This window comes from Leucobacter luti, from assembly GCF_050310065.1.
Classification (GTDB): Bacteria; Actinomycetota; Actinomycetes; order Actinomycetales; family Microbacteriaceae; genus Leucobacter; species Leucobacter luti_B.
Genome location: NZ_CP190007.1, coordinates 1,008,058 through 1,021,611, shown reverse-complemented (window position 1 = coordinate 1,021,611; position 13,554 = coordinate 1,008,058). Strand labels below are relative to the sequence as shown.

Below are 13,554 nucleotides of genomic sequence, written 5' to 3'. Positions count from 1 at the left end.
CCTAGAAAGCGGCCAGCAACGCGAATGACTCCCTCTCCCAAGGCTACGGCCTCGCGGCACGTAGCCGCGAAGACCGTGCTCTACACCTCACTGGCGCTTGCTCTCGCGCTCGCGATCCTCGTATCGGCCGGGACCGGCCAGCTCGCGATCCCGCCGCAGGAGGTGCTCGGATCGCTCCTGCACCGGATCGGGATCGACGTGCTGCCGCTTCCCGCGCACCCCGCAGGCGATCAGACACTGTGGGCGATTCGGTTCCCGCGCGTCGCCATGGCCGCCCTCGTCGGCGCGGCGCTCGCCGTGGCCGGCCTGCTGATGCAGGCGATCTTCGGGAACCCGCTTGCCGAGCCCGGCGTCATCGGTATTTCCTCCGGCGCCGCCGTGGGCGCCGGCCTCGCGATCGTGTTCGGTCTCACCGTCTTTGGCGAATGGACGACCGCGGTCTTCGCGTTCGTCGCCGGCCTGGGCGCGACGATGCTCGTGTACTTCATGAGCCGCGCCGACGGGCGAACCGAGGTCGTCACCCTCGTACTCACGGGCATCGCGGTGAACGCCATCGCGGGCGCCGGGATCGCGCTCCTCACCTTTCTCGGCGACACCCAGTCGCGGGAGCAGATCGTCTTCTGGCAGCTCGGCAGCCTCGCGGGCAGCCGCTGGTCGCAGGTCATGATCATCGCTCCCGTGGTCGCGGTTGGCCTGCTCGCCGCATACTTTGCCGCGCGCAAGCTCGACCTGCTCTCACTCGGCGAGCGCAACGCGCGGCACCTCGGCGTCAATGTCGAGGTGCTCAGGATCACGATGATCTTCATCGTCGCCCTGCTCACGGGAGCCGCCGTCGCGTTCGCCGGCATCATCTCCTTCGTCGGTCTCGTGATCCCGCACCTCATGCGCATGATCCTGGGGCCCGCTCACCTCCCGCTTGTGACGGCTTCGGTGCTCGGCGGCGCGCTGCTCCTCACGCTCGCAGATCTCGCGGCCCGCACTCTCGTGCCGATGGCGGACATGCCGATCGGCATGCTCACCGCGCTCGTTGGCGGGCCCTTCTTCTTCTGGCTGCTGCGACGCACCCGGAAGCGGAGCGGGGGCTGGGGATGAGCGCGCGACACATTGCCATGCCCGAGGCGACGCCGCTCGGTTCGGTCGTCTGCGGCGCGGAGGCCGTCACACTCCGGCGCGGCGGCCGAACGCTGCTCGACCGCGTCTCGCTGGAGCTTCGGGCCGGCGAGGTACTCGCCCTGCTCGGGCCGAACGGCGCGGGCAAGTCGACGCTCCTGAGCCTCCTTTCCGGCGACGTCGCCCCCGACGGCGGCGTCGTGAAGTTCGCGGGCAAACCCATCGCGGAGTGGTCGCTCGTCGACCTCTCGCGCCGGCGCAGCGTGCTGCTCCAGGACAACCAGCTGCTCTTCCCGTTCACGGTGCACCAGGTCGTGGAAATGGGGCGCGCGCCGTGGCGCCGCACCGAGCGCGAGGACGAGGACAACGAGGCCATCGCCGAGGCCATCCACGCCTCCGACATCGGGCACCTCGGCAACCGGCGGGTGCCGTCGCTCTCGGGCGGAGAGCGGGCCCGCACCGCATTCGCGCGCGTCATGGCCGGTCGCACGGGGATACTGATGCTCGACGAGCCGACCGCCGCGCTCGACCTCGGTCACCAGGAGGCCGTGCTCGGCCTCGCCCGGGATCGCGCCCGCGCCGGAGACGCGGTGCTCGTGGTGCTGCACGACCTCAACCTGGCCAGCGCCTACGCCGACCGCATCGCGCTTCTGCGCGACGGCGCGATCTTCGCGTGCGACACCCCAGAGCGGGTGCTGACGGCAGAAACCGTGAGCGAGGTCTACCGCACGCCCGTCGAGGTCATCCCGCACCCGGTCACGGGCCAGGGCATCGTCATGCCGCGCCGCGGCTAGCGTTGCTGCTCCGGATCCCCCGCGGGATCCTGCTCCGGATCGTTCTCGCCGGCTGCCGCCTCTGCATCGCCCCCGGGCCCGCGCTTGCGGCCCGCGAGCAGCATGCCGCCCGTGACCCCGATGACGAGGATCGCGACACCACCGAGGATGATCGGCAACCATGGGATCTGCGGCTCGGGCTGGATGAGCACGCCCTGGTCGCCACCTGGCACTTCGGTCTGCTCGTCGGTGGGCTCGCTCGGGGCCGTGGCCTCATGGGTCGTGAGTTCGCAGCCCGTGACCGCCGCGGTCATCGAAATCGGATCGAGCTCTTCGCCCGAGACGTAGCTACCGTACTCCCCGTTCAGGGCTTTCGCGCCGTCCGCGGTGAGGCGCACCGCTGCGTCCGTGAGTGCAATCTTGCCGTCGCCTGCGCTGAGCGCGGCCGCGTCGATCTTCGCCGCTCGCACCTGGGTCGCCTCGACCGTACCCTCAGCGCCCGCGGTCAGGTCCGACGACCCCACGCGGAGGAGCAGCGAGACGTCGTCGCCCGCGATGTCGATCACGGGATCCGAGACGTCCAGCTTCATCGCACCATCGTGCCCGGTGAATCGGATCGCACCCGCGAAGGCGAAGCTGCCCGAGTCGAGGGAGGGGTCCACAGTCGCGGTGACCTTGCTCCAGATGAAGCTCGGGGTCTCGTACCTCATGTCATCGCTCACCTCCCAAGTGCCGTTCGCGATGCTGCCGCTGATGTAGGACCGGAAGCTCTCCTTCACCCCCCAGGTCAGTTGCGCGTTCTCGACGATGCAGCCGGCCGTGTCCTGCATTTGGGCGGGAACCGTGGCGAGCGCGGGGGTCGGCACGAGCAGCGCCCCGGCCGCGACGATTGCGGCCGCGGCGATCCGGGACGCCCCGCGAGAAGTGTGAATGCCCTGGGCCATGATCCTGCTCTCCCTGCGAGTCCGTCGTGCGAACTCATCGTTCCTGATGCGTCTGGCCGTCGCCGGCGGCCGGGGCTGTCGCGGCCCCCGGCAACCGAGCCTAGCCGTTACGCCGCTGCCTCACGACGAGCCCCGAGAGAACGCCAGCGACGAGGAGCAGTGCCGCGGCGCCGCCCCAGAGGAGGAGCTGCGCGCCGTCTCCCGCGATCCCGGCCGCACTGACCCCTCGCACGTTGTCGGCGGTGAGCAGCTTGGCCTTCGCATCTCGCGAAGCTGCCTGCTTCTCCCCCGCGGGGGCCACGACCGTGAGCGGCGCACCGGTATCAGTGCTGCCCTGGATCGTGATCGTGTGGTCGCCGAGAGCGATGTCATCCGGTAGGTTCCCGATCCAGCGCACCGTGCCGCTCGCGTCGGCACCCGCCGCCTCGTCGAGGACGATCGGCTCGGAATAGAGGACCACGAGAATGTCCCGTTCCCCCGGCTCGTAACCGGATGCCGCGATCTCGATCTCGCCGCCGGGAACGAGCTCGTCGCTCGGGGTCAGCACCGTGACGCCCGTCGTCGCGGGCGGCGCGGGCGCGGGCGTGCGCTTCTTCGCGTCGGCCCCGACCGAGGTCGCGCCGAAGCGCGCGCCGTTTGCGGCGCCGACCGTGAAGGTCACGGGATCTGCGCCGAAGGATCCACCGCCGGATCCAGCCGCACCGCTCCCGCCTCCCGTGATGCCGCCGCTGAGCGGGACCCCGCTCCAGGTGACCTCTCCGTTCGGTCCGACGGACTTCGCCCCGGACGCCAGGTCCAGGCCGAAGGTGCGGCCGCCGGCCGAGATCGTGCCGCTCGTCGCGCTCGTCACCGAGATCACGGGGTTGCCGAAGCTCTCCGACAGGAGACCCTTGTGTCCCGTGAACGTGACGACGCCCGAGAACTGCACGGTGCCGGTCTGCGTCGCCGCGTTCCACGAGCTCCCGGACTGCGGGAAGACGTAGCCGCCCGGGCCGCCGCCGACGCCGTTCGTCGTCACGCCGCCCTTCGCGATCGGCCCGGTCGCGTACGAGGCGAAGGCGGAAGAGACACCCCAGGTGAGCGAGCCCGCCAGCTGTCCGCCGCCCGCGACGGGCGCGGGATCCGGGTTCGGCCGAGGCTTGGGCTTCTCCTGCTCTGGCTTCTTCGGCGGGTTCACGGGCTTCTCGTCACTCGCCTGGCCGATCGTGAACGCGGCGCGGTCCATCGTCGCCGCCGCGTCGAAGTACTCCTCGAAGTACTGCTTCGCACCCGCCTCGGTAAGTCGCACCGGCACCGACTCGTAGCGGACCGCTCCGCCCTCGAGCTCGCCTCGCTTCGCGCTCGAGAGATCGAGCTTCGCGATCTCGAGCAACGCACCCGAGGCGCCGTGTGGTGCGAGCAGGGAGGCGCTCCTCGCGCTCGTCACCTTGATGACGGGGTTCGCGAGGTTCAGGTTCAGCGCACCGTGGTGGCCCGAGAAGTTCACGAGTCCCGCGTAGCGCACCGTCCCGGTGCCCTTCGCAGCGTCCCAATCCCCGCCCGCGATCTGCGGGAACTCGAACACGTCCGTCCCCGTCGCCGGGCTCTGCACCGTGATCTTGCCGCCCGCGATCGGGCCGCGCACGTACTCGCGGAACGCCTGGCGCACACCCCAGGAGAAGCTGCCGTCCGCAGCCTCGACCACGGGCGGAAACACCCGATCCCAGGTCGCTGCTGAGATCTCGAGCGGGAGCACGAGCACGTTGTTCGTCGCGCTGGGCAGCGATTGCCCCTTCCACACGAGCACCTCGTAGCGCTTCGAGCGGTCCAGCTGGTCACTCGACACCTTGAACGCGTGCGAGAAGGCCCCGTTCTCAGGGATCGTGCGGATCCAGCCTGCGCCGAGCACCGTCTGCTTCGTTGCAGTCTCTGCCGTCCCGGCCTCGATGAGGCCGACGTAGACGCCGTTCGGGAACTCCTGCGGTGCGAGCCCGCGCAGTGCGGCGCTGAGGCCGAGCCCCGCCTCGGTCGCGGACATCACCTTCGCCTCACCCTCTGGCGCATCGGGGCCGCCGAGCACGGCGTCCCACTGCTCGTCCGTGACGACGACTTCGCCGCGGCCCAGGATCCGCTCAGGAGACGCGTTCCCGTGGGCTCGCCACACGATCACCTCGTACTGCTTCGCTCGATCGAGACTCCCCGCGGCGGCGGAAAGCTTCGCCGCGACCGCACCGTCGGTGATCGTGCCGCGAGGGAGGAAGTTGGAGTCGAGCCCCATGTTGCCCTGCGTGAGCTCGGCCTCGGTGCCGCGCTCGATGAGTGCGAGGTAGACTCCGGCGTCGCCCGGCTGGAGCGCGATCCTGGAAATCTGCACACCGAGGTCGAGGCCCTGCTCGCTCGCCGCGGAGACGTCGACCTCGACGTGGGCGCCCTGCGCGCTCGTTCCGTGGATGCGGTCCCAGTCGGCCGGGGTGAGCGTAAGACGTTCCCGGAGATACGTCGACCCCGCGTTTGCGACGCCGTGCGCCTTCCAGACCAGGACTTCGTAGCTCTTCGCACGATCAAGCTTGGCTGGCGCGGCCGTGATGTCTGCGTCGAGCACGCCCTCGGTGAGGGAGCCGGCCGGCACGTAAGTGACCGCGGCCACCTCGGGCTGGCGCGCGCTCGTGATCTCGGCATCCGCCTCGACGATCGCGACGTAGACGCCCATCGGCGCCACCTCGGCTGTGAACCCGGATCCCGACACGCTCGCCGTGAGGCCCGTGGCGGCGGCCTCGAAGCCGTCGAGCTGAGCCGCACCCACGGGACGTGGGGTGTCCGAGTAGTTCAGCGGGACGCCGATTTCCTGGGCGGCGTTCGTCACGCCGCCCGCGCCGTAGGAGTAGATTCCGTAGCGTCCGCCCTCGACCTCGCCTGTGGTGCCGAGCGTCACCGTCCAGCTGAACGCGCCGTCGTCGCCGAGCGATACCCACTGCTGCTCGATCGTCGGGCGGAATCGATCCGGCACCTGATCCAGCACCGATTTCGCGAGCACCCAACCCTGCGGGCCTGCCTTCCGCGACGAGGACGGCGCGCCCTGCGACGGCTGCCACTTCTCAGCGAAGTTGCCGAACACCACGTAGCTGCCCTGCGGGAGGGTGTTCGGGATCGGAACCCCGCGCCCACCGACGTTAGCCGCAGGATCGAAGCCTGCGCCCGTCACGACGAGCTTGTCGCCGCGGTAGAGCTTCGTTTCCGAGGTCACGGGCGTGCCGCCCTCGAGTGTGACCTCGAGCTTGGGTGCCCAGCTCTGCTCCGGGGGCACGGGGGCTGCAGGCGTTGAGAGGGTGAAGGGGTCCGTCGCCTGACCCGCGTAGCGGGCGATACCGCTGGGGGCCAGCGCGGGCGAAAATGTGCCCGCCGCGCTCGTCCAGCTCAGTTGGCCGTCGGCCGAGGTCGGGGCCCCGAGCGCCGCGATCGTGGCGACGGGGATCCTGGCGACGCCGCTTGCGCCGGCCGTGTCGCTCGTGCTGGTCTCAGCGGTGACGGTGGCGCTGCCGTCCGCGGCGACCTCGACCCTCGGGTTTTGCAGCACGATCGCGAAGCCGTGGGCCTCGCTCTGCCAGAGCACGCCGCCGGTGTAGGCGATGACACCGGTGCCTGCAGCGGGGTCGTAGCTGCTTTCAATCGACTCGGGGAAGCTGACGGTGCCGTCCGCGTTCGGCGAGGCGCCGCCGAAGGTGCGCTGCGTGCCGGCCGCCCACTTCGAGACGTAGCTGCGCCACCCCTCCTTGAATCCCCAGTTCAACGTGCCGCCTTGCTCGCGCACCGACTCGAGCGTCGCGGGAAGCTCGGCCGTGAGCGGTGGTGCCGCCGGCTCCGCAGCGGAGATCGCGCGTGGCGCGTCCGAGCCTACGCTTGGCGTCTCGGCGTCCACGGGCGTCTCGGCGTCCACGGGCGTCTCGGTCGGTTCCGCGTTCGAGCCGTCGCCCGGGGCCGCGGAGGGGCCCGTCTCGGCACCTGCATCCGGTGCGGCCCCGGCGTTCGACCCCTGGCCCGCAGCCGTACCGTCCGGATCCCCTGCCCCGCCCGCGATGGCGCCAGTGGATGCTGCGCTCGCCTCGCTCGCGGGGTCCACGGCCGAGGCTGCTGGAGCCGTGAGTGTGAGCCCCCCGAATGCGAGTGCGGCGGCGAGCGATGCGGCGAGCGCACCCCGGATCCTTCGAGTGGCGAGCATGCGCGGACTCCTCATTGCGAACGGCTCTGACCGTACGCATCTTGAGGGGCGTCGAGCAGGGCACAGACCAGAACTGACGGGAAAACCCGATCAGGAACTAAGTCTGATGAATTTCATCTGATGTTGCAAATCGAGGATCCCTCAGGGGCCACGCCTGGGCGCCCTGCTCAGCTCCGCACGCTTCCGGCGCGCGCTCGCGCTCCGCGCTACTCGAGCGACTCGGAGAGCTCAGCGCTCGGCGGAGTCTGCCGCTGGCGAGCGCCGACGAGCACTCCCACGGTGAAGCCGATCGCGAGCAGGGCGACGCCGCCGATCGAGATGGGCAGCCACGGCACCTGGCTCCCCTCGGCTGGCGTGGTCTCGGGGGCGACGTCCGCCTCCTGGTCTCCGCTCGATGAGTCGGCGTCGCCCGCATCGGCCGCGCTGGCGCCGTCGCAGTCGGCGAGCGTGAGGTCGAGGGAGACGGGGTCGAGTTTGACCCCGGCCTCGTAGAAACCGGCGAACGCCTTGGCGCCGGAGTTCGTGAGGGTCGTCTCGGCCCGTTCAAGCTTCAGCGCACCGTCGGCAACCTTGAGTGGGTCTGCGAGCGCGATATCGGCGACCCATTCCTGGGTCGCGTCGATGGCCAGCTCTCCCTGCGCGTTGGTGCTCTTTGTGTCGAGGAGGAGCACCGACTTTCCCTCGCCGTCGAACTCAATGGTGGGGTTGGCGAGAGTCAGGTCGAGGACCCCGCCGTGCCCCGTGAAGTGCACAACCCCGGTGAACGAGACGCTCCCCTCACCGGTTTCCGGATCAAACTCACCCGAGGCGTCGCTCCAAGTGAAGTCCGGCGTCTCATACACCGCGCCCCCGCTCGGTTCCCACGCACCGTTGGCGATGGAGCCGCTGATGTACGCACGGAAGCTCTCCTTGACTCCCCACTTGAACGTGCCCCCGGTCACCTCGCATCCGCCGCCCTCGCTTTCGGCGCGCAGCGGAGCGGCCTGAGCCGCCGTCGGCGCGAGGAAGATTGCCGCCATCAGTGCGAGTGCTGCCGCTCCCGCGCCCGTGCGGATACTCGTGCGAGTGTTCAAGGTGTGGCCTCCTAGGAATGGGTGTTCGGTGTCAACTGCGGTGGTGGGCCCGGCTGTCCGAGCCTCAGACTCAGCGGGAGTGAGGAACTCAGCGGGAGTGAAGAAGTCGGCCGTCGCGGCAGTCAGGCTGCACCAGCCGTGGGGCTGGCGATCGGCCGCTCAGTCCCTCAGCGGTTCGGCGGACTCAGGCTGAAGAGCGTTCCGCCCGCCAGGCGGCGCTGGCGCTCTGCCAGGAGCGTCGAGCAGGCCGCGATTACGACGAGTCCCGCGGCGCTTGCCCACCACTGCCAGTCTCCGATCCCGCCCTGCGCCAGGGCCCCGGCTGCGGCGAGCTTCTCTGCCTCGATCTCGGCCCGCTCCTGGGCGGCCTTCTTCTTCGCCTTCGCTGACTCCTCTTTCGACTTCTTCTCGTCGAGGATGTCGATGACCGCACCAGCGTTGACGCTTCCTTGGAACGTAATCGTGTGTTTGCCGCTCATGTCCTTCGGAAGACTGCCCGACCAGGTCACCTTGCCACTCTTGTCCGCGCTTGCCTCGCGGTCGAGCACGACCGGGTCGGAGTACAGGACGACAAGGACGCCCGTGTCTTCTTTGTCGAAGCCCGACGCTTCGAGCTCGATACGGCCGCCCGCGGTGATTTTCTCGGCGGGTGTCAGCACGGTGATTCCCGTCGTCGCGGGGGGCGATGCCGCGGGCTCACGCTTCTTCTTCGTGGCTGCGCCGGCGCTCGTGTTGCCGTAGCTGACCGCGCTCACCGAACCAACGGTGAAGGTGAGCGGGTCAAAGCCGATCGTCTGCCCGCCACCGCCACCGCTTGTCATGACCCCGGAGACGGGGACGCCCGACCAGGTCACCTCACCACCCGGCCCAACCTCCTTGTGCGCTGAGCCGAGGTCGAGCGCGTAGCTCGCCGCCCCGTACGAGGTGCTGTTCCCGGTGTTCAGGGTCGCCGAGCTGGGCCCGGTGACGGTGATCGATGGGTTGGTGACGTTGAACATGGTCTGCCCGTATCCGTGGAAGGCGACCGAGCCGGAGAACTGCACGGTGCCCGTCTGGGCAGCCTGATCCCAGGAGGAGCCGTCCGACTGCGGGAAGAGGTACCCGGCACCGACCCCCTGGGTCACGATGCTGCCCTTTGCACAGTGGGACATGCCGAAGCGCTCTTTCCCTTCGCAGGTCGTGTAGGCGACGAACTGCGATGAGACCGGCCAGCTCAGTGAGCCCGCGCGCGCGCCACCAGCGGACGCCGCGGGAGCGGGCGCGGGCGGCTTGGACTGCGACATCACCGTGACTTGCGTCGATGCGTAGGACGAACCGTACGCCGGATCCTCAGGCGTGAAAGTCGCCGTGACGGAGTGGATGCCAACGGGAAGGGTCGACGTCGAGAGACTTGCCTGGCCGCCTCGCAGCGTCACTGGAGCGCCGAGACTCGTGCCACCAGCACTGAAGACGACCTCGCCCGCGATCCTCGGCGTCACCTTCGCCGTCGCGGTCACTCGCTGCCCCTGCTCGATTTTCTCGGGCGTAACGCTGATCTCGGTCTGGGTCGGCTTCTTCGCGGTGACGTCGAGTTCCGTGGTGAGCGAGAACGTGACCGGGTCGAGCTCGATTCCGGCCTCATAAAACCCGCCGAATGCTCGCGCACCCTCGGAGGTCAGGGTTGCCTGCGCCTCCGACCAGACCATCGTCACGGCTGTGCCGGTTCCTTCCTTCGTCGTGAAGGCGGGAAGGCGCAGGTCCGCGAGCAGGACGTCTTCAATGTGGAACTCTTCGCCGACGGTTCCCATGTCCTTGAATTCACGGCCGGAGACGTCGAAAAACAGCTGGCCGGTCGTGACCGATGTCAGTGAGACCCGTGGATTCGTGAAGGTCAGGTCGAGCGCGTAGGCCTTTCCAGCGGGGGTCTGCATCGGGTGCGATTCGAAGTGGATGCCGTTGCCTTCGCCGAAGGCGATCTCCCCCTTCGCGCCATCGCTCATGATCTTCCCGCGCCCCTCGGGCCACTCGTAGACGCCCTTCAGCGCGGGCTGCACCGCGTTTCCGAGCATTGTGGTGCGCCCTTCGAACGCGGCAAAGTTGTAGATGTAGTTTCGGAATGAGGCCTTAACGCCCCAGCTGAGCTTGGCACCGGTGATGGTGCCCTCGGTGACGGCATCGCCGCCCACCGTGACCGCGTGTGTGGCCTCAGCACCGGCGTAGGCGACTGCATCCTTCGGAGCAAACACCGCAGTGAACTCATGCGCCCCTTCCGTGATGGCCGGAACTCGGTATCGCGCGACGCCGTCGGCGTCAACGGCGCTTTCGCCAAGGAGCCGGTCGCCCGCGTGGAAGGCGACGTTCCCCTCGACCCCGGCCGGGCTGACGGTGGCAGCGAGGTCGAGCGGCTCCCCGGCCTTCGGCGCAGCGGGCGTCGAGGTCAGTTCGAGACGAGTGACGACCGCGGTCTCGGCACGAGTCGCCGAGACCGCACCGCCCTCGTGGACCCGGTAGCGGAGCTCAAGCGCGTCGAGGGCGCTGCCCGGCTCGAGCACCCCTCCCAGTGCGCGTGCCCCCTCCTCCGTGAGGCGCGCGTCGGCGAGCACGACCCGCCGCCCGTCTGCCTCGGGCGTTGAAGCAGCGAACGTCACATCGGCGAGGGGAACCTCCGCCGGAGCAGCGTCCTCCGCGAGGCCGGGGCCGCTCACATCAAAGACGAGGCGTCCTGACCCGTGTGCCCCGTTGTCGATCCGTGGCGACATCAGGGTGCGTTCGAGGCCAAAGCCGCCGTCCGCAGGAAGCGCACGCAACCGGATGCCGGAGTCCCGCGCGAAAGCCAGTTCGCCCGGCATCGCGTCAGCGCGTGCGGTGCCGGCGCCGGCATCCCACACGGCGGCGCCGTCGACGATCGCCGGCGCCGTCTCGCCGAGCGGTTCGAGGACAAGCCCGTCAATGCCGCCAGCGGCGCGTTCGGGGGCCGCGACCGCCCAGCTGAGTTCGGCATCCGTGATCGCAGCCGAGCCGGGTGCCGTAGCCTCCGCCGCGGGAGGCCTCACCTGCACCAGCATCACTCCGAAGACCACCATGAGCCAAGCGAGCCCCACACTCATCAGCCGCGGCAGTACCCTGCGGGTGTCACGAATCATGGTTCGGGCTCCAAACTTCAGAATGTCACAGTGGTCTTGACCGTCCGGTCGACGGTCTCCCCCGGTGCGACGCCTGCGCCCCGACGAGTGCGGGGCGCAGGCTCGCTACTCAGCGCCCCTCGTGGCGGTGCGCAGTGGTACGGTGCGCGCTTTCGCGGCGACGGAGCATCAGGACCGCTCCCGCGAGCAGAGCGACTGCGCCGACCGCCATCGCGCCGAACAGCTCCTCACCGCCGGTTTTTGCGAGCGTGGATCCGGTGTTGTCCTTCTTGGCCGCCGACTTCGCAGGCTCGGGCTTCTTCGTATCCGTCACGCTCGGGGCCGTGGGCGCAGGCTTGGGCTCCGGCTTGACGGGGACGACGACCTCCGGCTTCGCCTCCGTTACGGTGATCTGGGTCTCGACCTTCGCGGCCCCGGAGGTGAACACCGCCGTGTGCTTGCCCGGCTCGAACCCGCTCGGCACGGTCCACTCGAAGGTAGCCATCCCGTCCTCGCCCGCCGTGGCCTTGCCGATGCTGACCGGGGCAGAGTGCACCTCGCCCGTAACCTCCGAGCCGCGCTTGAAGGGCCCGGCTGTGAACACGACCTTCTGGCCCTGCGCCGCTGTAGCGCCGGACGCCCCCTCGACGGAGACGTCGACCCTCTGTCCGACCGGCGCCCACTCCCGCTGGATCCTGATGGGCTCGGGGACCTTCTGTGCGTCGCTCTTCGCATCCGAGGCAAAGTAGAACGCGCGGATCGCGCTCGGCACCTTGAGGATGAAGGCGTTGCCCCACGCCGCGTCTTTCGCCTCTGCCCACGTTCCCGTAGCGACGCTGCCCGCGTAATCGAGGGAGACCCGCGCATCGACCGTGTCCACCGCGAAGTTCGGCACGGTCGCACCCGTGACGGTCGCCACGACAACGCGTTCAGCCGCGCTCTGGTTGAGCTCGCCCGTGCCCGATCGAACGTCAGCACTCCAGGAGCCCGACCCCTGTGCATCCAGCGTAAGCACCGGGTCGATCAGCTCAACCCACTGGCCATGGGTGGGGAAGTACGACTGGTATGCCTCGACGCGCATACTTCCCGTGAAGCTCACGGTCGTGCAGCCCTGAGAAACCCTCGCTACTCCATTCTTCAACGCGAAGTCCTTGTCCGCGACGGAGATATTCCCGCTCGCGAACTTCGGCATCTGGTAGCCCTCGGCACCGTGTGCAGCCGCGTTCGTGTAGGCGCTGTAAGCCCACTGGGCCGAAACGCCGCGGTACTCGGTCGCGTTGGGTGCGGGCGCGCAGACCGTTGGTTCACTCGCATCGACCACACCGAAGTTCTTCGTTGCCTCGCTCTCGCTGCCCGCGAAACCCTCCGCGCCGGTGAACACCGCCTTGAAGCTGTGACCGCCCGCCGCGAGCGACGTCGTGGTGCTCTGTGCGGCCCCGTCCTTCACCGCGACGGGCTCACCGATCGCTGTCGGGCCGTCGAAGAAGGTCACCGCGCCGGCGGCATTCGCCGGAGCGACCTTCGCGCTCAGCACGACCTCCGTGCCGGTGACCACGGGGGAAGCGGGCGACACCGAGAGTTCGACCGTCGTCTTCTCGGCCGGAATGACGCGGGCCACGTCCATCGAGAAGGTCACTGGATCAAGGACCTCTCCTGCAGGATAGAACCCTCCGAAGGCCTTTGCCCCGTCGACGGTAAGCTTGGCCGGCGCACTCGCGAAGGTCACATTCTGACCCTTCACCACCGGATCGGGGAGCGTCAGATCCAGCATCTGCACGTTGGTGAGCTCAAACGGCTCCCCGACCGACGCCATGCTCTCGAACTTGCGCGCGACCACGTCGAAGTGCACCTTGGCGCTCTTCGGCCCGTCGATGACGACGCGCGGGTTCGTAAATTTCATGTCGAGCGCGTAGGCCGCACCCTCGCCAGCACTCATGGGGTGGGACTGGAAGTGCACCCCGTTGCCCGCGCCAAAGCTCACGTTCGCGGCGCTGCCGTCGGCCTTGCCCGTGCCACTGCCGCCAGACCAGGTGAAGGGGCCGCCCGCGGTCTTCTGGACGACCGTGCCGAGCAGCGTGGTCTTGCCCTTGAACACCGGGTTCGCGATGTACCCACGGAAAGAGGTTTTGACTCCCCACTCGAATGTCGACGACGACACCTTGTCCGAGGTGTCCGCGTGAGCGGCGGGCGGCATGACCACCATCATTCCGAGGGCGACGAGCGTCGCGGTCAGTATTCCCATCGGCGTGTGCTTGCGAGATCGCGTACTGGCCTTCCGGCCCGGCTTCGAGAGTTGTCGCATGTGACTCTGTTCCTTCGTCAGGTAGAATCAGCGCGGCCGCAGGGCCTCGCTGTGTA

The 13,554-nt window shown here is 69.0% G+C and carries 7 protein-coding genes; 2 read left to right on the top strand and 5 right to left on the bottom strand.

What is annotated here, in order from left to right:
* Window positions 1–24: 24 nt before the first annotated feature.
* Both ACOPJ3_RS04650 and ACOPJ3_RS04645 read left to right on the top strand, forming a co-directional pair.
* A complete protein-coding gene (locus ACOPJ3_RS04650) occupies window positions 25–1,092 on the top strand; it encodes a FecCD family ABC transporter permease (RefSeq protein ID WP_427870669.1) in 1,068 nt (355 codons plus the stop codon).
* Window positions 1,089–1,904 carry a heme ABC transporter ATP-binding protein gene (locus tag ACOPJ3_RS04645; RefSeq protein ID WP_427870668.1) on the top strand — a complete coding sequence of 272 codons (816 nt, stop codon included), beginning with the start codon at window positions 1,089–1,091 and terminating at the stop codon, window positions 1,902–1,904. The genes ACOPJ3_RS04650 and ACOPJ3_RS04645 overlap by 4 nt, the downstream gene beginning before the upstream one ends.
* On the opposite strand, the gene ACOPJ3_RS04640 is transcribed toward ACOPJ3_RS04645, so the two are convergent.
* The 5 genes from ACOPJ3_RS04640 to ACOPJ3_RS04620 form a co-directional block, all read right to left on the bottom strand.
* Complete coding sequence (locus tag ACOPJ3_RS04640) at window positions 1,901–2,827, bottom strand: HtaA domain-containing protein (protein WP_427870667.1); 927 nt, start codon at window positions 2,825–2,827, stop codon at window positions 1,901–1,903. The genes ACOPJ3_RS04645 and ACOPJ3_RS04640 overlap by 4 nt on opposite strands.
* A 100-nt stretch (window positions 2,828–2,927) precedes the next feature.
* Window positions 2,928–7,022, bottom strand: coding sequence for an HtaA domain-containing protein (locus ACOPJ3_RS04635; protein ID WP_427870666.1), 4,095 nt, complete (start codon window positions 7,020–7,022; stop codon window positions 2,928–2,930).
* A gap of 206 nt (window positions 7,023–7,228) precedes the next feature.
* Window positions 7,229–8,095, bottom strand: a complete 867-nt coding sequence (locus tag ACOPJ3_RS04630; protein WP_427870665.1) for an HtaA domain-containing protein — start codon at window positions 8,093–8,095, stop codon at window positions 7,229–7,231.
* A gap of 167 nt (window positions 8,096–8,262) precedes the next feature.
* Complete coding sequence (locus tag ACOPJ3_RS04625; RefSeq protein ID WP_427870664.1) at window positions 8,263–11,217, bottom strand: HtaA domain-containing protein; 2,955 nt, start codon at window positions 11,215–11,217, stop codon at window positions 8,263–8,265.
* 109 nt (window positions 11,218–11,326) lie between these two features.
* Window positions 11,327–13,438 carry an HtaA domain-containing protein gene (locus ACOPJ3_RS04620; RefSeq protein ID WP_427870663.1) on the bottom strand — a complete coding sequence of 704 codons (2,112 nt, stop codon included), beginning with the start codon at window positions 13,436–13,438 and terminating at the stop codon, window positions 11,327–11,329.
* Window positions 13,439–13,554: the final 116 nt, after the last annotated feature.